The organism is Sinorhizobium fredii (assembly GCF_002944405.1).
In the GTDB taxonomy this organism is placed as follows: Bacteria; Pseudomonadota; Alphaproteobacteria; order Rhizobiales; family Rhizobiaceae; genus Sinorhizobium; species Sinorhizobium fredii_C.
The window spans coordinates 1295745-1316937 of sequence record NZ_CP024310.1 but is presented as its reverse complement, the minus strand read 5'-3'; the positions used below and the strand labels follow the sequence as shown (position 1 = coordinate 1316937).

Below are 21193 nucleotides of genomic sequence, written 5' to 3'. Positions count from 1 at the left end.
CTCGCCAACGTTGCGCCCGAAACTTGCGCGCAGCCACTGAGAACTTTCCGCGAACATCCGAAGCATGTAGGGTTAAATCAAAGACGATACGACGAGGAGCCGAGACATGGCGCAACGAGCGGGCAATGCGGATCTGCCGCTGCATGGCGGCCGGGTCCCGAAGTGGCTGGGCGACCGGATGACACGCCTCGGCACTCTGATCACCGAGGCGATCGTCCATCATTATGGACGGGACGAATTCCTGAGGCGGCTTGCGCACCCGTTCTGGTTCCAGTCCTTCGGCGCGGTGATGGGCATGGACTGGCATTCGTCGGGGATCACCACCAGCGTCATCGGCGCCTTGAAGCGTGGCCTGACGCCGCTTTCGGGCGAACTCGGCATTCACGTCTGCGGCGGCCGTGGCCGGCATTCCCGAATGACCCCGGGCGAACTTGTCGTGATCGGCGAACGCATCGGGTTCGACGGCGCGAGGCTTGCCGAGGCGAGCCGCCTCGTCGCCAAGGTCGACAGTGCCGCCGTACAGGACGGCTTCGATCTCTACCTTCACGGCTTCATTGTCACGGACGATGCGAGCTGGGTGGTTGTCCAGCAGGGCATGAATGGCGACCGACGGCAGGCACGGCGCTATCACTGGCTTTCCGAAGGCCTGGATAGCTTCGTCGACTCGCCGCATGCGGCGATCGAGGGGCGGGAGCAGGGCAAGATCATCAACCTTGCGGACCGGCGCGCCGGCGCCTCGCGGGCAAGCCAGCTCGACCTTTTAAGCGCGCTCGGACCCGATGGCCTCATGCGCGAGCTGGCGACGATCGAGGCGCGCGGGCCGGGACTGCCGGCTCCGGCCCAGCCGATGCTGCCGCACCTCTTCATGCCGGCCCATCACGACGTGCGCGAAAGCGACGTGAACATGCGGCGCCTGCACGGCAATTTCGCCGCCGCAGCTGATCGCGGGCCGAAGGATTTCGAGGAACTGCTTCTCGTGCCGGGCGTCGGCGCGCGAACCGTCAAGGCGCTCGCGATGGTCGCCGAGGTGGTGCACGGCACGCCGTGCCGCTTTTCCGACCCGGCTCGTTTTTCGCTCGCCCATGGCGGCAAGGACCGTCATCCCTTCCCGGTGCCGCTCAAGGTCTATGACGAGACGATCAACGTGATGAAATCGGCGGTGCAGAAAGGGCGGCTCGGGCGAGAGGAGGAACTCGCCGCCTTGCGGCGGCTCGATGAGCAGTCGCGCCAGTTGGAGCGCTACGTCACCGGCCCGGATCTTAAGGAGATCGTTGCCGGCGAGTTCAGAAATTCTGCCCGCTTTGGCGGGCGGAGCGTGTTCGGCTGGGAGCCGGAGGACAAGGAAGACCACAGGGACGCTGCCGCCGTCAAGGGCCGCAGCCGCAGCTGAGCTCACGGGAACAATCACCGGACCGATCGATTAGAGGGGCGAGATGCGAGACATCCCCAACCGAAGGAGGTTCCGGTGAGCGCTTCGAAAACAACGACCGATCACGACACGATCCGCAAATGGGCAGAGAGCCGCGACGGCCATCCGGCCCGCGTCAAGGGGGCATCCGACGGCGGTTTGCTGCGCATCGACTTTGGAAAGCCGGAAGAGAGGCTGGAGGAGATTTCCTGGGAGGATTTCTTCAGCATATTCGACGAGAACAAGCTGGCCTTCCTTTATCAGGACCGGACCGCGGAGGGGAAAGTCAGCCGTTTCTTCAAGTTCGTCGACCGCGAGTGAGAGCGGACACTTGCAAGGAAACCCTGTTCAGGCCGCCGCCGTATGGCGCGCCTATTTTGAGGTATGACGTGTTTTGAACCGGCCTCGCCGCGGGTGAGTTGGAGAAGCTAACGCGTCGCGACGAGCCTTTGAATTTCCTCCAGCCGTGCCCTCAGCCTCTGAATCTCGTCGCGCTTCTCGGTAACCACATCCTTTGCCGTCTCGATCCGGTCGGCGCCGGGGAGCGTACCGATTGCGGTATGCGCCTCGGTCGCAATCGCATCGATCTCTGCCTCGAGCTCGGCGATGCGCTCCTGCAGGTCAGTGATCTGTTGCCGGACCGTACCACTGGTCTCTGCCGCATGACGTTCCGACGCATCGATCGGTTCGTCGACACCGTGCGGATCAAGAGGGCGTGCGACGGTCGGGGATCGCGCTTTTCCGTGCTTGCTCATGGCTGGTCTCCCGTAAGCGCTCTAAACTCCGGGAAGCCTCCGTTGTTCCGGTGGTACGATGCGGATTTGCGAGCTTCTTTTCATGTCGTTGGAACTTCCTCTCGCGAGGGCCGTTTTTGTGAATCATGTCCGGGAGGGATTCGATGCATGCACAGGAATGCCTAGAGCTTCATTTCGACCTGATGAGCGGGAGAGCGTTGCTCTGCTGTGGCGACAAGGATTATGTGTTGCCTGATTTTTATCCCACGAAGGAGACGGCAAGGATGGCGGCCCAGCAATTCGCCTGGGAAAAGCTCGGCTGGAAGGACCGGGCGCGCGAATTTCGGCAGGCTTCCGAATTGCCCGTGTGGCTGCGCTGAGCCGCTGATGGGGCCCGAAGGGCAACGGCAGTAAAAAGACGACGAAATGGTCGCAAGAGGTGACGGCGCATAGCAATGCGCTGGACATCGAGCCCGGTATCTATGCCTCGGACGATCCGCGGAAGATTGCACGTTCCCTGAGACGCTCGGCGGAAGCGAGCGACCGCCGTAAGTCGAGCGCCTACCGGTCCGCGATGTCGATGCTCACCTTCTATATCAACAGGGCAGGCCTCTGGATTGGCCGACGAACAGCGGTGCGTGCTCGAACAGGCGAAGGACGAACTCAGGAGGGATTTTCGGGCGGGAGCCCACAGGCTGAACCGGGAGACGAGGGATTTCATGGCATTCACGCTCTATTACTGGGACGGAATTCCCGGCCGCGGCGAATTTGTGCGGCTCGCGTTGGAGGACGCAGGCGCCGACTATGTAGATGCGGCGCGCCAGCCGGGCGGCACAGATGCAATGCTGAAGCTGATGAAGGATGCTGGCGGTGCCACCAGCCCTTTCGCGCCCCCCTTTCTGGTCGATGGCGAACTGCTCATCTCCCACGTCGCCAATATCCTGTTCTATCTCGGCCCGAGGCTGGGGCTGACGCCCGAGGATGAGGGCCTGCGCCACGTTGCCAACGGCCTGCAATTGACGGTGACGGATCTCGTTACCGAAATCCACGACACGCACCATCCGATAGGCGTGTCGCTCTATTACGAGGAGCAGAAACCGCAAGCGTCGAAGCGGGCGGAGAACTTCCTATCCGAGCGGCTCCCGAAATATCTTGGCTATTTCGAACGCGTTCTCGCCCAAAATCCGGAAGGCCCGGAGCATAGCGTCGGCGGGCGACCGAGCTATGTCGATCTTTCGCTGTTCCACCTGGTCGAGGGGCTCCGCTACGCGTTTCCGAACGCGATGCGTGCCAATGAAGAGCATGTGCCGGCGCTGATTGCGCTGCATGATTCGGTCGCGGCGCGACCGCGGATCATGAGCTATCTGGCTTCCGACAGGCGCTTGCCCTTCAACGAGTCCTGCATTTTCCGCCGCTATCCCGAACTCGACCGACCGTCCTGAGTTGCTAATCCACGTGGCCGGCGATTTGGGCGAGGTCTTTCACGAAGCGGGCGCGTTCCGCCGCGGCGTCGTCCCTGTTCTGAATTCTGAGAAGATAGGAGGGATGGATGGTGACGAGCACCGGGTATCCGGCGGGCGTGGCGACCAGGTCGCCGCGGTTTTTCATCACGCCGGCGCGGCGTCCGAGCAGCGACGAAAGCGCCGTTGCACCCAGCGCGACGACGACCTTGGGCCGCAGCTGCTCGAGCTCTGCGCCGAGCCACCAGGAACAGCGCTGGATCTCGCCCGCATTGGGCCGCGAATGCAGGCGGCGCTTGCCGCGTTGCTCGAACTTAAAATGCTTGACGGCATTGGTGAGATAGCAGCTTGAGCGATCGATGCCTGCCTCATGCAGGCACTCGTCGAGAATACGTCCCGCCGGGCCGACGAAGGGCCGCCCGGCCAGATCCTCGCGATCGCCGGGCTGTTCGCCGACAAGGACGACGCGGGCCTTGCCGGGTCCCTCGCCAAACACGAGCTGCGTCGCATGCTTGTAGAGATCGCAACGCTCGCAGCCCTCGGCCTGCTTGCGCAACGCTGCAATGGAGGGCGCATCAGCGTGCTCGCCGGAAAGGGCCGGACCCATTTTTACAAGTTCAGTCGGCATGGCTTTCAAGACACGAGCCTCGGTCCATTTCAGTCGTGCAATCGGCTAAACCGACAGGCTCCGACCATGTTCCGTTCGCTACGTTAATTGGACCGTACGGCAGCAACGATGCTTGGGCCCGGCAACTCACGTCCGTCCAATTTAAGTGCGCCGAATATCTGCTCGCCGCAGATCGGCGGTACGGCGGCTTTGCCTGCGGAGAGATTGGCGCGCAACTCGAGCACCGGGCCGCCGAACGACCAGTCAACGGCGACAATGCCGTCGCGAGCGGAATGGACCTCGAAACTCGGAAGGTTGCATTGTCTCATCAGCGGCGCGATGTGCCGCTGCCGGATATCGGCGAGGTCGCGCATGAAGGCGAGGTGAGTCCTGCCGGCCGCGCTCTCGGCGCGTTCCCAGCGAAGCTTCGAAGCGGCAAAGGTCTCGGGATCGATCGGATCGGGGAGATCTTCTGCCGTCTTGCCGGGCGGCATGCCGCCGAATTTCTCGGCTTCCTCCTGCCGCCCGCGCCGAACGGCCGCGCCGAGTTCGCCCGCATAGTCGGCGAAGAACAGGAACGGCTGGCTTTCCCCGTATTCCTCGCCCATGAAGAGCAGCGGAATCTGCGGCGAAAGCATCAGCATCGCGGTCATCACGTTCAGCTGGTCAGTCCTCGCGAGCGAGACGAGGCGCTCGCCGAAGGCGCGGTTGCCGATCTGGTCGTGGTTCTGCAGGAAGCTCACGCGCGCCTGCGGCGGCACTTGGCCCTCCGGCTGAGGGAGGGACTCGATCGTTTCGGTCGAGGCGAAGCCGTCGGTCATGGCCTCGCGCGTCGCCTGCCAAGGGCGCGCTGCAAAGGGCCGATAGAAGCCCCTGTCTTCGCCCGTTGCGATGACATGGAGGCCGTGGTGAAAATCGTCGTTCCACCCGGCAGTGAAGAGAGCGATTGTCCCGTCGGCGTTGCGCCGCACCAGATTGCGCCGACGGTCGGCATCCTCGACCACCAGATGGATGCTGCGGTCGGCAAAAGTTTCGCGCACCTCGCGGGCCAGGGCGGCAAGAAAATGCGGCTGGCTGGTGTCTCGGATCTGGTCCGTCGCATCGAGGCGCAGCCCGTCGAAGTGGAAGTCACCGAGCCAATAGAGCGCGTTGTCGATGAAGAAGCGGCGCACGGCGGGTTCCTCGAAGGCGATCGACGCACCCCATGGGGTCGGCCGGTCGCGGTTGAAGAAGCGGCTGGCGTAACGGGGGAGGCTGTTGCCCTCCGGTCCGAAGTGATTGTAGACGACGTCGAGCAGGACCATCATGCCGAGCCCGTGCGCCGCATCGACCAGCGCCTTGAGATCGTCGGGAGTGCCATAGGCATGGTGTGGCGCATAGGGCAGAACGCCGTCGTAGCCCCATCCGCGCTCGCCTTGAAACTCCGCGACGGGCATGATCTCGATGGCGGTGATCCCGGCCTCGGCGAGATGCGGCAACCGCTTGGCCGCCGCTCTAAAGGTGCCCTCCGGCGTAAAACAGCCGACATGCAGCTCGGAGATGATTGCCTCTTCCCAGGGCCGGCCGCGCCAGGAGGAAGCCTTCCACTGGTAGGCCGAATGATAGACGAGCATCGACGGGCCGGAAACTCCTTCTGGCTGGGCGCGAGAGGCAGGATCGGCGACGCGGGTTCCGTCGGAAAGTTCGAACCAGTAGCGATCGCCTGCCTGCGCCCGGGCAGAGATTTCGAACCAGCCGCTGTCGAGCGCGCGCATCGAGTGCGGCACATCGGCAAGAACGAGGCGGACCGCCTGCTCGTCGGGGGCCCACAGGCGAAAATGTGCGACGTCGTCTGAGGTGAGCTCGGCGCCCCAGGTTTTCCGGACAGAATCGGTCATTCATTTTCCTTGATGCTGCGAGATCGGCAAGAGACGAGAACTGCGTCGACGGGTCGAAAGTTCCGCGGCAATCAATCGTCGCCGAGCTTCGGCAGGAACAAAGTTGCCGCCATCGGCGTTGCCCCCTCACTTCCACGACGCTGCAGGGGGCGCGACGACACCGAATGAATGTGGCTTTCTCCGAACTCGATTTTCTGAAGCCGGAGCTTGGCGCCGAATACACCGGCCAGGGCACCCATTTCGCGGTGTTTTCCGCCCATGCCGAAAAAATCGAGCTGTGTCTCTTTTCCGAGGATGGCAGCAAGGAAACGGCGCGGCTGCCCCTGCCGAAGCGGGAGGGCGACATCTGGTCCGGATATATCGAGGGGCTGGGGCCGGGCACGCTCTACGGCTACCGCGCCTACGGACCTTACGACCCGCAAAACGGACATCGCTTCAATCCGAACAAGCTGCTCCTCGATCCCTATGCCAAGCAGGTGGCGGGGGAGTTCGTCTGGGACGACGCGCTGTTCGGCTATACGATCGGCAACCCGGAGGGCGATCTTTCCTTCGACGAGCGGGACAGCGCTCCGTTCATGGTCAAGGGCGTCGTCCAGGATCCGAACTTCGACTGGGACGGCGAAGAGGCGATCCGCCGGCCCTGGACCGAGACGATCATCTACGAGACTCACCTGCGCGGCATGACCATGACGCATCCCGGCGTGCCGGACGAATTGCGCGGCACCTTTCTCGGCATGGCCAGCGACCCGATCATCGATCATCTCATGAAACTCGGCGTGTCCGCGGTTGAGCTTCTGCCGGTGCAATATTTCCTCGACGACCGCTACCTCATCGAGCGAAACCTCAGGAACTACTGGGGTTACCAGCCGCTCGGCTATTTCGCGCCGCATGCGCGCTACATGAAGGGCACCAGGATTACCGAGTTCAAGGCGATGGTGAAGCGCTTCCACGCCGCCGGCATCGAGGTTCTGATGGACGTCGTCTACAACCATACAGCCGAGGGTTCGGAACAGGGGCCGACGCTCAGCTTCCGAGGTCTCGACAATCTCAGCTATTACCGCCAGTCGCCGGAGCAGCCCCGGCATACTTATGACATGACCGGCACCGGCAACACGCTGAACGTCGCGCATCCGATGGTGCTGCGCATGGTGCTTGACAGCCTCCGCTACTGGGTGGGCGTCATGCACATCGACGGTTTCCGCTTCGATCTGGCGAGCGCCCTCGGGCGCGAATACATGGAATTCGATCGCGAGGGCGGCTTTTTGGATGCGATCCGGCAAGACCCGATGCTGGCCGGCGTCAAGCTCATCGCCGAACCGTGGGACATCGGCGACGGCGGCTATCAGCTCGGCGGTTTCCCGCCGCCCTTCCGCGAGTGGAACGATCGCTTCCGCGATGATGTCCGTCGCTTCTGGAAGGGAGACGGCGGCGTCGTGCCGGTGCTCGCCGAACGGCTCACGGGCTCGCCGGTCCAGTTCAATCATTCCGGCCGGGCGGCGACCACCTCCGTCAATCTCCTAAGCGCACATGACGGCTTCACGCTGATGGACACCGTCTCCTATACGGAGAAGCACAACGAGGGCAATGGCGAAGACAATCGCGACGGCCACTCGGACAACCATTCGGACAATATGGGCGCCGAGGGGCCGACCGATGATCCCGGGATCGGCGAGGCGCGCCGGCGCCGCCGCCGTGCAATGGTCGCCACCTTGATGATGAGCCAGGGCGTTCCGATGATCCTCGGCGGCGACGAACTCGGCAACAGCCAAGGCGGCAACAACAACGCCTATTGCCAGGACAACGAGATCGGCTGGATCGACTGGAGCAGCTCTGACGAGGCGTTCCTTACCTTCTGCCGCAAGATGACGGCCTTCCGGCGGGAGAACCCGGTGCTGCGCCAGGAGAATTTCCTGGAAGGGGCCACCGACGAGCACGGACGTATCGAGATTGCCTGGTACAAGCCCGACGGTAGCATGATGGACGAGCCGGCATGGGGCGACGGCGAATTGCGCATCCTCGGCGTCTATCTCTGCCACCTCTCCCCTAACGAGGCACCGGCGGAAGAGATCTTTCTCGTCTTCAACGCCGGCGGCGACTGCGATGTCGCGCTTCCGCCTGTGCACGGGGCGCAAGGCTGGCGGTGGGCGCTCAATACGGCCGAAGACGACGCCTTTACCGAGACCGTTGCCAGGGAGCGGGAAACGGTCCGCGCGCAGAGCGTCGCCGCTTTCGTTCCACAAGACTCTGGCGAGCAGGAGGCGCCAACAACAACTGCGCTTGCGGGCGCGTAGAAAAGAGGCAGCAGTGCAAAATCCGCGTCAGCCGGGTCAGGCTCCGCCACCGTCGCCGAGGGATCCGGAACCGCCTATCGGCGAACCTGAACCCGACCGCCTTCCGGACGAGGCGCCGGTACCGAATCCCGATGAGAATCCGGAGCCGCCGCGCTATGGCGGCGGCTCCGGCGAGCGTTACTGGAACAGGTTTTAAGCATGGAACAAATGGGCGGTCGTCCCGTTTGCATTTTGCCGACGAGGCTTCATCAGCGAGGTAAGGGACATGGAACACGACAGGGAAGAGCTCATCAAGCGCAGGGCTTACGCGATCTGGGAGCAGGAAGGCCGTCCGGACGGCGAACACCTGCGCCATTGGGAGCAGGCAGCGCGGGAAATGGAAGGGCAAGGCACGTCCAGCCCCAACGGAGGCGAGAGCCTCGAAACGGAGGGTACGACCAATGCCGTGTCGAGCCCGAAGCCGCCTGCACCGCGCGCAAAAACTGCCAGGAACGGAGCGCGAGCGCACTGAAATGCCGCCTCCGACCTGTCTGATTCGGCCTGGTCCCGGACGGCTCGGCTGATCGGACAGCACCTTCCGAGAAAGGAGCAGGACAATGCATGTATCGGATATCATGAGCAGGGACGTTCATCTCGCCACCCCCAACGACACGATCAGGGATGTGGCGCGGCAGATGGCGGACAACGACATCGGCTTCATGCCGGTCGAAGACCATGACCGCCTTGTCGGCATGGTGACGGACCGCGACATCGTCGTGCGCGGCGTGGCGGACGGACTCGATCCGCAGGCGAAAGTGCGCGACGTGATGACGACAGACGTCAAATATTGCTTCGAGGACGAAGAGGTGGACGACGTGGCGCGGAACATGGGGGATATCCAGGTGCGACGTCTCCCCGTCGTCAATCGGGACAAGCGCCTCGTCGGCATCGTGTCTTTGGCTGACGCCGCGCGGGAGCAGCCCGCCGCGGCGGGCGCGGGCCTGAAGGGCGTGACCATGCCCGGCGGCGAGCACAATCAGGCCGGCCGGCACTGACACGCTCCCTTTGAAAATCGAATTGGCGCCCGCGAAGGGCGCCAAGCCATGGAGGCAGCATGCCGCAAAAGCAGGACAATGGAGAGCTTGGGAAGGGTCGCCCCGCGGAGCAGCGCCCGCGCCGGACGTCGCAGTCGCCCGATGTATCGTGGCCGGCTCGTCGCCTGGGGCCGCAGCCGCAAAGGACAGCGCACCTGCAGTCGCAGCCAGAGAATGCTTCCGGCGAAGACCACATAGCGGACGCTTCGGACGCGGGCGGCGGCGCCCAGGACTTGCGCGCCGGAATGTCGGTCGACCCGCCGCAACCTTCGCCGCGCGATTTCAGCGGCGGCGCTCAACCGATCAGGCCGAAACACGACCAAGGCCGAACGGTACAGGAAGCCGCAACTCAGGAACATCAGGAAAGCAGTGACGAAGGAACGGGCGGAGAGACCTGGAACAGGATGCTTGGCGATACGACGAATGCCGGGATGCTTCGCCTGCTTGCTGCAATCGCCCTTTTCATTCTGGTGGCGGGAACCTTCTTCTGGCTCGTCACCTGATGCACGTTGGATTGAGCGTAGAACCGCAATGGCGGAGAAAGTGAATGTCGCTTCTGCGTGACCACGGGCTGAGCATTACACTGACCATTCTCACTGCCGCAACCATCGCGGGCACGGTTTTCGCCGGCACTCATGCCTTCAATCAAGAGGCTATCATGCACGGCGAAGGGACCGTGACCGTCGTCGAATATCTCTCCACTGGCCATTTCCTGTCCGCTCTCTTCGAAAATTGGGAGAGCGAATTTCTGCAGATGGCGGCCTATGTCTGCCTGACGGCGTTCCTCTACCAGCGTGGCTCGGCCGAGTCCAAGGACCCGGACGTCCTTCAGGACGAGGTGGACGAAGATCCTCGCGAGAAGAAGAACGATCCGAAGGCACCCTGGGCCGTTCGGCAAGGGCCGCTGATAAGGACGCTCTATTCCTATTCGCTGGGCATCGTGCTTGCTGCACTGTTCGTCCTGAGCTTCGTTTTCCATCTGCGCGCCAGCGCCGCGGCCGCAAATGTCGAGGCGATGCGCCATGGCGAGCCGTCTGTCGGCCTCTGGACGCGACTGGCCGATGCCGAGTTCTGGTTCGAGTGTTTTCAGAACTGGCAATCGGAGTTCCTCTCCACCCTGCTGCTGGTTCTGCTCTCGATTTTCCTGCGTTTCCGCGGATCGCCGGAATCGAAGCCGGTCGCGGCCCCGATAAGCGCAACCGGAAAGTAGAAGCCAGAAACGCTTCCGGCGTCCCGACCTGACGTCGGAACGCCGGAAGCATCGGCGGGCGGGAAGCTTATTGTTGCTGTGCCGGAGCCTGCTCGGCAGGCGCTGTGCCCTGAAGCTTTTCCTGGACCTTCTTGGCAAGCGCCGGATCGTTCTGCGCGGCCGTCAGAATGGTCGTATATTCCTCGACAGAGATGTTCGGCGAGGCCTCGACGGCCTTGACCATCTGCTGGCTGGCTTCGCTCTGCAGCTTCTCCTTTGCAGCCGCGTCCTGTGTCGCGCCGATCTTGGCGGAATATTCCTGCCGGACCTTGTCGACCTGAAGGTAGGCGACCGCGAAGGCCTCGATCTTCTGTTCGCTGATCGGGGCACCCTTGGCGCCGGGTTGAGCCGGGGCCGTCTGCTGCGCCGGCTGTGTTTCCTGGGCCTGGGCAAGTTCCAGCGCCGAGGCCGGGCTCACGACCATCAGGCCGAAGACTGCAGCGGTCAGCGATGCAACGGGGGTGTAACGAGTGATCATATTCATTCCTCTTGGACGTGCCCTCTTGGACGTGCATGACGTGATCGGCAGCAATACCGCCTTGCTCAACCGCTCCGTGTCGTGTGTGACGCAGCGGCGATAGACCATGTAGCCCTCAAAAGTGCTCGGTTGGGCGATCTCGGGGCAATTTGCTGACCATTGCGCGGCAGCTTTGTGGCCCCGCGCTTCTCTCGAACCAGAAAGCGAGTACAGCCAGTGGTGGCGGCGAAGTGCCGCCCGGTCAGGCGGCGCGCTTGCTTGCGCGGATCGCGTAACGATGCTGGCTGCGTCTCGCCAGCCCCTTGAAGAGGTTCCAGTTCTTCGCCTGCGTCCGGTGGATTTCGCCGAGATCGGTATCGACGATGATGTCCGTAAAGCCGGTGGCCGTAAGGAGTTCGACCACGGCCTCGGCGCGTGCGCCGTTGGCGAAATGGACACGGGAGAGGATGCTCTGGTGGGCCTCCATCATCTCGCGCGAGTGCATGGGTGCGTCCGGCTTGAAAACGCCGGTGCGCTGTCCCCAGGCGCTCAATTTCGAGAACAGGCGCTCCAGCGCACCCGTATTGACGAAATCGCCGTCGACGATCAGAAGCGTGCCGCGGGGCTTCAGCACGCGCAGCCATTCGGCGAAGGCCGCGGCCGGATCGACGAGCGTCCAGACCAGATGCCTGTTGACGATGACGTCATAGTGGTCGTCCGGCTCCATCGTGCTTTCCGCGTCGCCCATGCGGAAGGAAATGGCACGCTTGCGGCTTCTTGCCTTCTGACGTGCCCGCTCGAGCATGGGCTCGGCCCAGTCGAGACCGGTCACCTGGAAGCCGAGATCGTCGAGCAGGTGTGAGATGACGCCGGTGCCGCTCGCAAGGTCGAGTGCGGCGCGCCCTTCACCGTGACCGAGATGGCGCAGGAAAAGCCGGTGCCAGGCGGCGCGCTCTTCCTCGGAGAAGATTTCGTGTCCCGGCGAGAGATCGAAAGTGGCGGCACGTTCCGACCAATAGGCCTTGATTTCGTCGCGAAGATCGTAGTTCCGGCCCGCCGCCACGTCGCTCATTACCAGTCCGCCTCTCCTGTTTGGAAGCGTTCTAAAAGATAAATGTTGACTGGTAAAGTCATGAAACATTAGAAGGCAGCGTTTTTTAAAGGAGCAGGGATCAATGAAGGTTTTCAACAGGGTGGCTTCCGCCGCCGCGGGTCTTTGCGTGCTTTTTTCGAGCGCCGCACTCGCTGACACGGTCAAGGTGAAGGACATCACGGGCCGCGAGGTCGAAGTCAATGTGCCAGTCCAGCACGTAATCCTCGGCGAAGGTCGGCAGATCTATTTCGTCGGCGCCCTGGACAAGGACGAGCCCTTCAAGCGCGTTGTCGGCTGGCGCGACGACCTGACCAAGGCCGACCCCGAGACCTATGGCGCCTACCTCGCCAAATATCCCAACATCGCCAAGCTGCCGGCCTTCGGCGGCATGAAGGACGGCACCTTCGACATCGAGCAGGCGGTGGCGCTGAAGCCCGACGTCATGCTGATGAATGTCGACGCGAAGACGGCGACGGAAGAGGCGGGCTATATCGAGAAGCTCGAGAAGGTCGGCATTCCGCTCGTCTATGTCGACTTCCGCGAAAAGCCGATGGAAAACACAGAGCCGAGCATGCGCCTGATCGGCAAGCTGTTCGGCAAGGAAGAAAAGGCCGAGGAATTCATCAAGTTCCGCGCCGACAGCATCGCCAAGGTGACGGACGTGCTGGCTAAGGCCGATCCGAAGAAGCCCCTCGTCTTCATGGAGCGCGCCGGCGGTTATTCAGACGATTGCTGCATGTCCTTCGGCGACGAGAATTTCGGCAAGATGGTCGAGTTCGCCGGCGGCATCAACATGGCGAAGGAGATCATCCCGGGGACGTTCGGGACGGTCAATCCGGAGCAGATCATCGCCTCGAACCCGGACCAGATCATCATCACCGGCGGCAACTGGGAAGGTTACGTGCCGGGCGGAAACTGGGTCGGCGTCGGCTATGGCGCCGATGAGAAGGAAGCCTTCCGCAAGCTCGAAAACCTGACGAAGCGCCCGGCCTTCACCGGCGTGAAGGCAGTGAAGGAAGGCAATGTCCACGCCATTTGGCACCAGTTCTACAACAACCCGTACCAGTTCGTCGCCATCCAGCAGATCGCCAAGTGGCTGCATCCGGACCTCTTCAAGGACCTCGACCCGGACGCGACGTTCAAGGAACTGCACGAGCGCTTCCTGCCGCTTCCCTACAAGAGCGGCTACTTCGTGTCGCTGAATGTCGGCCAGTAAAATCCGGATCGGAGGGCACAAGCCCTCCGATCGCTTTTGCGAGGTACTGAACATGCGGGTTCTGAAAACTATCGTCCTGGCACTTGCCGCCGCCGTTATTGCCGCGGCGCCGGCCGTTGCGGCGGAAATCACCGATGTCACCGGCCGCAAGGTCGGTATCGAGCTTCCGGCCAAGCGGATCCTGCTCGGCGAGGCGCGGCAGATCCACATCGCGGCGGCGCTCAGGGGCGAGCATGTCTTCGACACGATCGTCGGCTGGCGCGACGATCTGATCATGAAGGATCCGGATTCCTATGAGGGTTACCGTGAACGCTTTCCGGCGATCGATAAGCTGCCGCGCTTCGGCTATATCCCGAGCGGCGACTTCAGCCTGGAGGCGGCAATCGCGCTGAAGCCGGACGTGCTGACGCTGAACCTTGAAGCGCAGGAGGCAGTCGAGGAGTCGGGCTTCATCGACAAGGCTGCCGCTGCCGGCATCGCCGTCGTCTACCTCGATTTCCGCGTCGATCCGGCGAAGAACAGCGAAAGATCGGTCGAAATCCTCGGCCAGATTTTCGGCGCCGAGGCGCCGGCAAAGGAGTTCATCGACTATCGACGCGCCCAGATCGACGTCGTCACCGACCGCCTCGCCGGGGCCGGCGCGATTGCGCGCCCGAAAGTCTTCATCGAACGTTCGCCCGGGATCACCGGCGACACGGCCTGCTGCCGCACCTTCGGGCCGGCAAATTTCGGCGAGATGGTGGAAAAGGCCGGCGGCCACAATATCGGCTCCGACGTGATCACGGCGACCTTCGGCGACCTCAATCCCGAGCAACTCGTCGTTGCCAATCCGGACCATGTGATCGTCACCGGCAGCAACTGGACGGCCGAATCCGACGTCAACCAGTTCGTCAGCGTCGGCCGCGGCGCCGATCTGCAAGCGGCGCAAAAGCGGCTGAAAGGGCTGGTGGAAAGGCCGGCCTTTGCCACGCTCGACGCCGTCAAGGCGGGCAGGGTGCATGCCGTCTGGCACCAGTTCTACGGCGCGCCCTATGAGTTCGTGCCGATCCAGCAATTCGCCAAATGGTTTCATCCCGAACTTTTCGCCGATATCGATCCGGACCGGACCTTCCGCGAATTTCATAAAAAGTTCCTGCCGATCGCCTACCGGCCCGGCTATTTTGTCTCGCTTTCGGACGGGGGTGAATGATGGTCGCGATCGCCGACGAAATCTCCGGCCTCGAGGGGCGCGGTCGCTACCGCGCCCTTGTCGCGCGCCGGCTCCTGATTCTTTCCGCCCTGATCGCCGCCTTGTTCCTTTCGGTCGCGGTCGACATGGCGCTCGGACCGGCGAACTATCCGCTTTCCGACGTGCTGACGGCGCTGTTCAGCTCCGATACGGTGACCGACCAGCTGCGCGTGGTGATCTGGGACATCCGCATGCCGATCGCGCTGATGGCGGTGACTGTCGGCGCTTCGCTGTCGGTCGCCGGCGCCCAGATGCAGACGATCCTCGCAAATCCGCTGGCAAGCCCCTTCACGCTCGGCATTTCGGCGGCGGCCGGCTTCGGCGCCGCGCTGGGGCTCGTTGCCGGCGTCGCGGTGTTTCCCGTCGCGGTCCAGTACATGGTTCCGCTCAACGCCTTCCTGATGGCGATGCTGGCGGCGCTGTTCATCCATTTCGCCTCGACGATGCGGGGGGTCACCGTCGAGACGGTTGTGCTCCTCGGCATTGCGCTCGTCTTCACCTTCAACGCGGCGCTGTCGCTGCTCGAATACCTCGCCTCCGAACAGGCGCTCGCGGCCGTCGTCTTCTGGACCATGGGGAGCCTGACCAAGGCGACCTGGCCGAAGGTCTGGATCACCGCCGCGGTGCTGGTTTTCGCCGTGCCGCTCTTTGCCCGCCATGCCTGGGCGTTGACGGCGCTTCGGCTCGGCGACGACAAGGCCGCGAGCTTCGGTATCAACGTCCGGCGCCTCAGGCTAGAGACGATGCTGATCGTCAGCCTGCTCGCGGCGATCCCCGTTTCCTTCGTCGGCACGATCGGTTTCGTCGGCCTCGTCGGGCCGCACATCGCCCGCATGCTGGTCGGCGAGGACCAGCGCTTCTTCCTGCCGGCGTCCGTGCTTTGCGGTGCGCTGTTGCTGTCCGTCACGTCCGTCGTCAGCAAGATGATCATTCCGGGCGCGGTGCTGCCGATCGGCATCATCACGGCGCTGGTCGGCGTGCCGTTCTTCTTCGTGCTGATTTTCACCAACAGGAGACGAGCATGGTAGCCTTGAGGTTAGACGCGGTCGGCGCCACCTATGGTCGGCGCACCGTGCTGTCCGGCATCGACACCGGCACGCTCAGAGGCGGGGGCCTGACCGCGGTCATCGGTCCGAACGCCGCCGGCAAGTCGACGCTCTTCAAGCGCATTGCAGGGCTCGCCGCCGGTCCCGGTCTCGTCCACCTCACCGACACGGAAAAAGGGCCGGAGACAATCTGTTACATGCCGCAGGACACCGGGGCCAATGCGGTGCTGACGGTGTACGAATCCGTCCTGCTTTCGGCCAAGCAGGGCTCGGGCTGGAAGGTGAAGGACGGCGAGCTCGCTGAAATCGATCGGGTGCTTGCGGCACTCAGGATCGACGACCTCGCGTTTCGCGGTCTCGGCGAACTCTCCGGTGGCCAGCGGCAGCTCGTCTCGATCGCCCAGGCGCTGGTGCGCAAGCCGGAGGTTCTGCTTATGGACGAGCCGACTTCGGCGCTCGACCTCTTCCGCCAGATCGAAGTGCTCGGCTTCATGAAGCGGCTCGCCGAGCAGTCGGGCATGGCGGTGTTGATTGCGCTGCACGATCTGAACCACGCGCTTCGCTATTGCGACGACACGATTGTGATCAGCGGCGGCTCGGTGGCGGCGAGCGGGCCGACGCACCAGGTGATCACCGCCGAGATGCTGAAATCCGTCTACCGAGTCGAAGCCCGGGTCGAATCCTGTTCGCAGGGACGCCCCGTGATCATCGTCGACGATTCCATTCCCCTCCGTTGAATGGTGTGGTCGCGCCGACACGGCGCGACTCATGGATGTCGAGGCGGATGCCTCAGTTGACGCGCGTTCCCTGCGCGGAAAACAGATGCAGCTTGGCGAGGTCCGGGGCGACATGCACTTGTTGGCCGGGCTCAAGATCGATCCGGTCCCTGAGGACCAGGTTGGCTTCCGCAGAGCCGAGCTTGACGAGCACATGCGTTTCGGAGCCGGTAGGCTCCACGACGACCACCGTCGCCGGCACGCCGTTCTCGGCGAGGGCGAGATGTTCCGGCCGGATGCCGTAGATGGCCGCCGCTGCGCCCTGATAGCGAGCCGGCATCGGCAGCGAAGCGCCGTTGCGCGTGACGAACTCTCCATTCGCGACCGAGCCCTCAAAGAGGTTCATTGCCGGCGAGCCGATGAAGGCCGCGACGAAGGTGTTGGCCGGACGGTCGTAAAGCTCGAGCGGTTTGCCGATCTGCTCGACATTGCCGCCGCGCATGACGACGATCCGGTCCGCCATGGTCATCGCTTCGATCTGGTCGTGGGTGACGTAGACGGTCGTCGTCTTCAGGCGCTGGTGCAGGTCCTTGATTTCGGCGCGCATGGTGACGCGCAGCTTGGCGTCGAGATTCGACAGCGGTTCGTCGAACAGGAAGACCCGCGGGTGGCGGACGATCGCCCGTCCCATGGCGACGCGCTGGCGCTGGCCGCCGGAAAGCTGTTTCGGCAGACGGTCGAGCAACGGCCCGAGCGCCAGGATGTCGGCCGCTTCGCGCACGCGCTTTTCGATCGCCGCCTTGCCTTCACCCTTGAGCTTCAACGCGAAGCCCATGTTCTCCGCGACCGTCATGTGCGGATAGAGCGCGTAGCTTTGGAACACCATGGCGATATCCCGCTCCTTCGGCGCGACGTCATTGACGACCCGCCCGCCGATGCGAATTTCGCCCCCGCTGATGTCCTCCAGCCCGGCGAGCATGCGCAGAAGGGTCGACTTGCCGCAGCCGGAGGGGCCGACGAGGGTGACGAACTCGCCATCCTCGATGTCCATGGAGACGCCGTGGATTACCGGCACGGCGCCGTATTGCTTGCGAACCTGTTCGATCGTGACGGATGCCATCGTTGATTCCTCCCTTCCTGTTCTTTCAGAGCTCAAGCTGCCAGATCAGTGCGGCAGTGACATTGCCGTCCGGTGCGGCGAGGCGTGCCGAGCGGACGCCCGCGAAGCCAGACAGGCGCTTCGTCCCGGTCCAGCGGCCGTTGTCGGCAAAGACCTCGATCGATCCCTTGTCCAGGAAGATCCGAAGTGTCGAGGGACGCGCGCCGGTCGCAATGTAGCGCGGCAGCCATTTGCCGTCCGGAACGTCATAGAGGATGCTCAGGCCCTTTTGGTCGAGCCTTAGGCCGAGTTCGACTTCAGGATGGTCGAATTCGAGATCGAAGGCCGCGCCTGGGGCCGCAAGGTCGATGACGATCTCGACGGCGCCGTTGCCGAGCGTGACCGTTTCGCCGGACCATAGCCGGGCCTCGTCGATCAGGTGTTTTCGCAGGCTGTCGACGGCGTCGACAGGCGGTGTCGACAGAGCGCCGTCTGTGATCAGCACGCGGCGTGGCAGCGTCATGGCGGTCGGAAAATCGGCCTTCTTCGAAATCTCCGTCCAATTCGCCAGCCACGCGATGCCGACTGGCCCAGACTGGTCGACAAATGCCTGAAAGGCATAGGCGTCGGTGCCGAAGTCGAGTTCCTGCTCGAATTCCCTGGTGAAGCTCCGGCCGTCGAAGCGACCGACGGTCGCGATCGTGATGTTGCGGCGGCCGGTCGCCGGGTCGCGGCTTGTCAAGAGGCCAAAAATCAGCGCCCAGCGGGTCTGCGGATCGTCAGCCGGCCCGTCGACCGGAACGATGCACGGGCATTCGGCCGCCGTCATGCCAAAACGGTCCTCGCGGTGCAGGATGCCAACGAAGGTCCAGCCGCCAGCCGCCGCTGGATCGACGGTCTCGTAGAGCAGGATGACACCGCCGGCGTGGTCACGGCTGCCGATGAGCATCTTCCAGCGGTCGTCCGGACCCTTGATCACATAGGGATCGCGGAAATCGAGTGTCAGATCGAGGCCTGCCGGACGCTCGGGAAGAAGGACCTCGGCGGGTCCGGCGGCAATCTGGTCGCGGGTGACAGCTGTCAACTGGATCTGCTCTTCCGGCGCGCGGTCCTTGACCTGTTCGGTGAAGAATACTCGGATGCCCTCCTCCTCTTCTCCGGCGAGCGGGATTGCCGAGCCGGAGAAAGCGCCGCCGCGGCCGTCGGCGCTTGCGGAAAGCTCCGCCGCGGGCAGCAGGAATACCGGGAGATGCCTCCAGCGGAGATAGTCGTCGGAGATCGCATGGCCCCAGTGCATCGTGTTCCAGCGCAGGCTGTGCGGATAGTGCTGGTAGAAGAGATGGACCTTGTCGCCGAAGCGGCCGAAGCCGTTCGGATCATTCATCCAGCCGAAGGGCGGGCGGAAATGGTAGCTGCCGGGAACGGCGGGTGCCGCATTGGCCTTGCCGGTGAAGAGGATGCGGATGCCGGTTTCGAGCACCTCCTTTTCCGAAAAGGCATAGACGACGGACAGGGTGGTCGTCGTCGCGTCATAGGTCAATGTCGTTTCGCCGCCGCTCTCGATCACCAGCGATTGGAACTCGAATTCCTCGCTGTTGCGAGCCATCAGACGACCGGCGTCGCGTCCTTCCTGGTCGGCTCTAAGCTCAGCCGGCGTTCCCGCATCGACGGCCTTCAGCCAGGCATGGATTGTCGTGCCGGCGGGAAGGACGGCGCTCAGCGTCTTGAGGCTGCCGTCGAGAAGCGAGGAAGGGTTTGCATGGCTTGTCATTGATCAACCTTTCACGGCGGAGCCAACGAAGGAACTTACGAACCAGCGCTGGAAGGCGAGATAGAGGGCGAGGATCGGGATCATCATCAGGACCGAGGCTGCCATGGCACGATCCCAGTAGATGCTGTCCTGGCCGAAGAAGGTGGCGATGGCGACGGCGATCGGCCGCGCGTAGTCGGTCTGCGTTACCAGGATCGGCCAGAGATACTGGTTCCAGGCCTCGATCCCCATGAGGATCGAGACGGTGGCGAGCGCCGGCAGGCTCAGCGGCAGGAAGATCGAGCGATAGATGCGGAAGACGGAAGCACCGTCCATCTCAGCGGCCTCGAAGAGCTCCTTCGGAAGCTGGGCGAAGAACTGGTAGAACAGGAAAATGTAGAGCGGACTGGCGACCCAGGGCACGATCTGCACCGTGAAGGTGTCGGTCATGCCGGCGCGCGACACCATGATGACGAGCGGCATGATGATGCTTTCCTGCGGGATGACATAGAGGGCGATGACGACCGACAGCATCAAGGCCCGCCCGCGCAGCGATCCCCAGGCAAGCACGAAGCCAGCCATGGAATTGACGATCAGGCCCGCGCCTACGGTGCATGCGAGAATGATCAGCGAATTCAGGAGGTAGCGGCCGTAGGCGAGCTCGCCCGAGAGGTTGCCGACCTCCGCGAAGTTCGACAGCGTCGGGTTCGACACCCAGAAGGCACGGAAACTGCCCATATCGGCGAGGATCTGGAAGCGATCATCCTTGAGGCTCGCCACCAGCAGCATGAACAGCGGCGAGATGATGACGAGCGCGATGACGAGGATGCAGGCGGTCTGCACGAGGCGCAGCGTACCGACAGCGGAGCGCTCACGCTCTACCTCCAACGGTGTTGTGGAAAGGACGAGATCAGACATCGAAACGCCTCAGAAGCTGGCGCTGCAGCAGCGCGATAACGAGAACGATGAGGAACAGAATGACCGACACGGCCGAGGCAAGCCCGAGCTTCTGCTCCTCGAAGCCGGTTCGCACCATGTAATGCACCACGGTTTCGGTGCTGCTTTTCGGTCCGCCCTGGGTCAGGACCGCGACCTGAGTATAGAGCTTGAAGGCCTGGATGGTGGTGATCACCAGCACGAAGACATGCGTCGGTCTCAGACCCGGCATGGTCACGTGCCAGAAGCGCTGGAAGGCATTGGCGCCGTCGATGCGGGCGGCATCATAGAGCTCGTCCGGTATGCCCTGCAGGCCGGCAAGATAGACGATCATCTGGAAGCCGTAGGCCTGCCAGGCCGAGAGCAGCACGATCGAGAACATCGCCCAGTTGGGGTCGCCGAGCCAGTCGATCGGCTGGATACTGCCACCGGAGAGGAACCCGATCACCTGGTTGAGCGGCCCGGTCGGGTATTGGAACAGTGTTCCCCAGATGACGCAGACAACGACCATCGAGGTGATGGCGGGCAGGAAGAACAGCCCGCGGAAGAAGTTGCGGAAGGGCAGCTTCTGATGCAGCAGCAGGGCGGTCGCGAAGGCGAGCCCGCATTGCACCGGCAGAATCCAGAAGGTGAAGCGCGAGACGTTCCAGAGCGAGGTCCAGAACAGGTCGTCCTTCAAGATCCTCAGGAAGTTGGTGAGGCCGATGAAGCGGACAGGTGTCGGACGCGGCACCAGCGGCTGGTTGGTCATCGCCGTCCAGAACGACAGGAGGAACGGCACGATCAGGAAGATGGCCAAGAGCACCACCGCCGGCGCAAGCATGCCGATTTCCTGGAACAGGCGGCCCCGATCCCTGCGTCCCTTGTCTTTGCGTTGGGCAGGGCGCGCCAGGGCTGCCGTCGCGGTCAGCGCCGGTTGCTGCAAGGTCATGATCTCCTCCTCATTCAATCGC

The 21193-nt window shown here is 63.3% G+C and carries 23 protein-coding genes and 1 pseudogene; 15 read left to right on the top strand and 9 right to left on the bottom strand.

Translation table 11 applies throughout. The features are described 5' to 3' along the window. The first annotated feature begins 106 nt into the window (after positions 1–106). Both NXT3_RS29755 and NXT3_RS29750 read left to right on the top strand, forming a co-directional pair. Positions 107–1390: a DUF763 domain-containing protein gene (locus tag NXT3_RS29755; RefSeq protein ID WP_104841239.1), complete on the top strand. Its 1284-nt coding sequence runs from the start codon at positions 107–109 to the stop codon at positions 1388–1390. Positions 1391–1465: 75 nt separating this feature from the next. Further along, entirely contained in the window at positions 1466–1729 is a 264-nt protein-coding gene (locus tag NXT3_RS29750; RefSeq protein ID WP_097524460.1) for a hypothetical protein, read from the top strand. 107 nt (positions 1730–1836) lie between these two features. Here NXT3_RS29750 and NXT3_RS29745 read toward each other — a convergent pair whose 3' ends face one another. Next, positions 1837–2163, bottom strand: a complete 327-nt coding sequence (locus tag NXT3_RS29745; RefSeq protein WP_037416505.1) for a hypothetical protein — start codon at positions 2161–2163, stop codon at positions 1837–1839. A 143-nt stretch (positions 2164–2306) separates the two neighbouring features. On the opposite strand from NXT3_RS29745, the gene NXT3_RS29740 reads away from it, so the two are divergent. The 3 genes and pseudogenes from NXT3_RS29740 (at position 2307) to NXT3_RS29730 (ending at position 3584) form a co-directional block, all read left to right on the top strand. Beyond that, positions 2307–2522, top strand: a complete 216-nt coding sequence (locus NXT3_RS29740; RefSeq protein ID WP_037416507.1) for a hypothetical protein — start codon at positions 2307–2309, stop codon at positions 2520–2522. Between the two features lie 59 nt (positions 2523–2581). Continuing rightward, positions 2582–2819 (top strand): annotated as a pseudogene (locus NXT3_RS29735) (DUF3175 domain-containing protein); the annotation flags it as partial. 42 nt (positions 2820–2861) lie between these two features. Continuing rightward, the gene (locus NXT3_RS29730) at positions 2862–3584 is read left to right on the top strand and encodes a glutathione S-transferase (RefSeq protein ID WP_104841437.1); all 723 of its coding nucleotides are present in this window, start codon (positions 2862–2864) and stop codon (positions 3582–3584) included. Positions 3585–3588: 4 nt separating this feature from the next. On the opposite strand, the gene NXT3_RS29725 is transcribed toward NXT3_RS29730, so the two are convergent. Then, positions 3589–4230, bottom strand: a complete 642-nt coding sequence (locus tag NXT3_RS29725; protein WP_097524461.1) for a UdgX family uracil-DNA binding protein — start codon at positions 4228–4230, stop codon at positions 3589–3591. Positions 4231–4313: 83 nt separating this feature from the next. Next, the gene (gene treZ / locus NXT3_RS29720) at positions 4314–6086 is read right to left on the bottom strand and encodes a malto-oligosyltrehalose trehalohydrolase (protein ID WP_097524462.1); all 1773 of its coding nucleotides are present in this window, start codon (positions 6084–6086) and stop codon (positions 4314–4316) included. A gap of 164 nt (positions 6087–6250) precedes the next feature. Between treZ and glgX the strand changes: the two genes are divergently transcribed. The 6 genes from glgX to NXT3_RS29690 all read left to right on the top strand — a co-directional run bounded on the left by glgX (position 6251) and on the right by NXT3_RS29690 (position 10660). After that, on the top strand, positions 6251–8377 hold the full coding sequence (gene glgX, locus NXT3_RS29715; protein WP_104841238.1) for a glycogen debranching protein GlgX: 2127 nt from the start codon (positions 6251–6253) through the stop codon (positions 8375–8377). 13 nt (positions 8378–8390) lie between these two features. After that, entirely contained in the window at positions 8391–8573 is a 183-nt protein-coding gene (locus NXT3_RS32835) for a hypothetical protein (protein WP_234819615.1), read from the top strand. 69 nt (positions 8574–8642) lie between these two features. Further along, positions 8643–8888, top strand: coding sequence for a DUF2934 domain-containing protein (locus NXT3_RS29705; protein ID WP_097524463.1), 246 nt, complete (start codon positions 8643–8645; stop codon positions 8886–8888). An 85-nt stretch (positions 8889–8973) separates the two neighbouring features. Continuing rightward, positions 8974–9411 (top strand): CBS domain-containing protein, encoded by a 438-nt coding sequence (locus tag NXT3_RS29700; RefSeq protein WP_037416514.1) that lies wholly within the window; start codon positions 8974–8976, stop codon positions 9409–9411. A gap of 59 nt (positions 9412–9470) precedes the next feature. Beyond that, positions 9471–9953 carry a hypothetical protein gene (locus tag NXT3_RS29695; RefSeq protein ID WP_097524464.1) on the top strand — a complete coding sequence of 161 codons (483 nt, stop codon included), beginning with the start codon at positions 9471–9473 and terminating at the stop codon, positions 9951–9953. 44 nt (positions 9954–9997) lie between these two features. Continuing rightward, a complete protein-coding gene (locus tag NXT3_RS29690) occupies positions 9998–10660 on the top strand; it encodes a DUF6766 family protein (RefSeq protein ID WP_097524465.1) in 663 nt (220 codons plus the stop codon). Positions 10661–10727: 67 nt separating this feature from the next. Here NXT3_RS29690 and NXT3_RS29685 read toward each other — a convergent pair whose 3' ends face one another. Then, positions 10728–11177 (bottom strand): DUF4168 domain-containing protein, encoded by a 450-nt coding sequence (locus tag NXT3_RS29685; RefSeq protein WP_176536554.1) that lies wholly within the window; start codon positions 11175–11177, stop codon positions 10728–10730. Between the two features lie 241 nt (positions 11178–11418). Then, positions 11419–12228 (bottom strand): class I SAM-dependent methyltransferase, encoded by an 810-nt coding sequence (locus NXT3_RS29680; protein WP_097524467.1) that lies wholly within the window; start codon positions 12226–12228, stop codon positions 11419–11421. 103 nt (positions 12229–12331) lie between these two features. On the opposite strand from NXT3_RS29680, the gene NXT3_RS29675 reads away from it, so the two are divergent. The 4 genes from NXT3_RS29675 to NXT3_RS29660 are packed head-to-tail and all read left to right on the top strand — an operon-like array spanning position 12332 to position 16476. Continuing rightward, positions 12332–13465 (top strand): ABC transporter substrate-binding protein, encoded by a 1134-nt coding sequence (locus NXT3_RS29675; protein ID WP_037416522.1) that lies wholly within the window; start codon positions 12332–12334, stop codon positions 13463–13465. Between the two features lie 52 nt (positions 13466–13517). Further along, positions 13518–14654 (top strand): ABC transporter substrate-binding protein, encoded by a 1137-nt coding sequence (locus NXT3_RS29670; RefSeq protein ID WP_104841237.1) that lies wholly within the window; start codon positions 13518–13520, stop codon positions 14652–14654. After that, entirely contained in the window at positions 14651–15721 is a 1071-nt protein-coding gene (locus tag NXT3_RS29665; RefSeq protein ID WP_037416527.1) for a FecCD family ABC transporter permease, read from the top strand. The genes NXT3_RS29670 and NXT3_RS29665 overlap by 4 nt, the downstream gene beginning before the upstream one ends. Then, on the top strand, positions 15715–16476 hold the full coding sequence (locus tag NXT3_RS29660; protein WP_104841236.1) for an ABC transporter ATP-binding protein: 762 nt from the start codon (positions 15715–15717) through the stop codon (positions 16474–16476). The genes NXT3_RS29665 and NXT3_RS29660 overlap by 7 nt, the downstream gene beginning before the upstream one ends. Positions 16477–16528: 52 nt before the next feature. Here NXT3_RS29660 and NXT3_RS29655 read toward each other — a convergent pair whose 3' ends face one another. The 4 genes from NXT3_RS29655 to NXT3_RS29640 are packed head-to-tail and all read right to left on the bottom strand — an operon-like array spanning position 16529 to position 21171. After that, positions 16529–17575, bottom strand: a complete 1047-nt coding sequence (locus tag NXT3_RS29655; protein ID WP_097538733.1) for an ABC transporter ATP-binding protein — start codon at positions 17573–17575, stop codon at positions 16529–16531. 25 nt (positions 17576–17600) lie between these two features. Continuing rightward, a complete protein-coding gene (locus NXT3_RS29650; RefSeq protein WP_104841235.1) occupies positions 17601–19325 on the bottom strand; it encodes a glycoside hydrolase family protein in 1725 nt (574 codons plus the stop codon). A gap of 3 nt (positions 19326–19328) precedes the next feature. Then, positions 19329–20222 carry a carbohydrate ABC transporter permease gene (locus tag NXT3_RS29645; RefSeq protein WP_104841234.1) on the bottom strand — a complete coding sequence of 298 codons (894 nt, stop codon included), beginning with the start codon at positions 20220–20222 and terminating at the stop codon, positions 19329–19331. Continuing rightward, positions 20215–21171: a carbohydrate ABC transporter permease gene (locus NXT3_RS29640; RefSeq protein WP_104841233.1), complete on the bottom strand. Its 957-nt coding sequence runs from the start codon at positions 21169–21171 to the stop codon at positions 20215–20217. Before NXT3_RS29640 ends, NXT3_RS29645 begins: the two co-directional genes overlap by 8 nt. Positions 21172–21193: the final 22 nt, after the last annotated feature.

Excerpts from the sequence above, each read along its gene's own strand:
- NXT3_RS29670 (WP_104841237.1), top strand. The coding sequence starts at position 13,518 with ATGCGGGTTCTGAAAACTATCGTCCTGGCACTTGCCGCCGCCGTTATT.
- treZ (WP_097524462.1), bottom strand. The coding sequence starts at position 6,086 with ATGACCGATTCTGTCCGGAAAACCTGGGGCGCCGAGCTCACCTCAGAC.
- NXT3_RS29645 (WP_104841234.1), bottom strand. The coding sequence starts at position 20,222 with ATGTCTGATCTCGTCCTTTCCACAACACCGTTGGAGGTAGAGCGTGAG.
- glgX (WP_104841238.1), top strand. The coding sequence starts at position 6,251 with ATGAATGTGGCTTTCTCCGAACTCGATTTTCTGAAGCCGGAGCTTGGC.
- NXT3_RS29695 (WP_097524464.1), top strand. The coding sequence starts at position 9,471 with ATGCCGCAAAAGCAGGACAATGGAGAGCTTGGGAAGGGTCGCCCCGCG.
- NXT3_RS29755 (WP_104841239.1), top strand. The coding sequence starts at position 107 with ATGGCGCAACGAGCGGGCAATGCGGATCTGCCGCTGCATGGCGGCCGG.
- NXT3_RS29650 (WP_104841235.1), bottom strand. The coding sequence starts at position 19,325 with ATGACAAGCCATGCAAACCCTTCCTCGCTTCTCGACGGCAGCCTCAAG.
- NXT3_RS29740 (WP_037416507.1), top strand. The coding sequence starts at position 2,307 with ATGCATGCACAGGAATGCCTAGAGCTTCATTTCGACCTGATGAGCGGG.
- NXT3_RS29725 (WP_097524461.1), bottom strand. The coding sequence starts at position 4,230 with ATGCCGACTGAACTTGTAAAAATGGGTCCGGCCCTTTCCGGCGAGCAC.
- NXT3_RS29675 (WP_037416522.1), top strand. The coding sequence starts at position 12,332 with ATGAAGGTTTTCAACAGGGTGGCTTCCGCCGCCGCGGGTCTTTGCGTG.
- NXT3_RS29705 (WP_097524463.1), top strand. The coding sequence starts at position 8,643 with ATGGAACACGACAGGGAAGAGCTCATCAAGCGCAGGGCTTACGCGATC.
- NXT3_RS29685 (WP_176536554.1), bottom strand. The coding sequence starts at position 11,177 with ATGATCACTCGTTACACCCCCGTTGCATCGCTGACCGCTGCAGTCTTC.
- NXT3_RS29730 (WP_104841437.1), top strand. The coding sequence starts at position 2,862 with ATGGCATTCACGCTCTATTACTGGGACGGAATTCCCGGCCGCGGCGAA.
- NXT3_RS29680 (WP_097524467.1), bottom strand. The coding sequence starts at position 12,228 with ATGAGCGACGTGGCGGCGGGCCGGAACTACGATCTTCGCGACGAAATC.
- NXT3_RS29665 (WP_037416527.1), top strand. The coding sequence starts at position 14,651 with ATGATGGTCGCGATCGCCGACGAAATCTCCGGCCTCGAGGGGCGCGGT.
- NXT3_RS29690 (WP_097524465.1), top strand. The coding sequence starts at position 9,998 with ATGTCGCTTCTGCGTGACCACGGGCTGAGCATTACACTGACCATTCTC.
- NXT3_RS29700 (WP_037416514.1), top strand. The coding sequence starts at position 8,974 with ATGCATGTATCGGATATCATGAGCAGGGACGTTCATCTCGCCACCCCC.
- NXT3_RS29745 (WP_037416505.1), bottom strand. The coding sequence starts at position 2,163 with ATGAGCAAGCACGGAAAAGCGCGATCCCCGACCGTCGCACGCCCTCTT.
- NXT3_RS29640 (WP_104841233.1), bottom strand. The coding sequence starts at position 21,171 with ATGACCTTGCAGCAACCGGCGCTGACCGCGACGGCAGCCCTGGCGCGC.
- NXT3_RS29660 (WP_104841236.1), top strand. The coding sequence starts at position 15,715 with ATGGTAGCCTTGAGGTTAGACGCGGTCGGCGCCACCTATGGTCGGCGC.
- NXT3_RS29655 (WP_097538733.1), bottom strand. The coding sequence starts at position 17,575 with ATGGCATCCGTCACGATCGAACAGGTTCGCAAGCAATACGGCGCCGTG.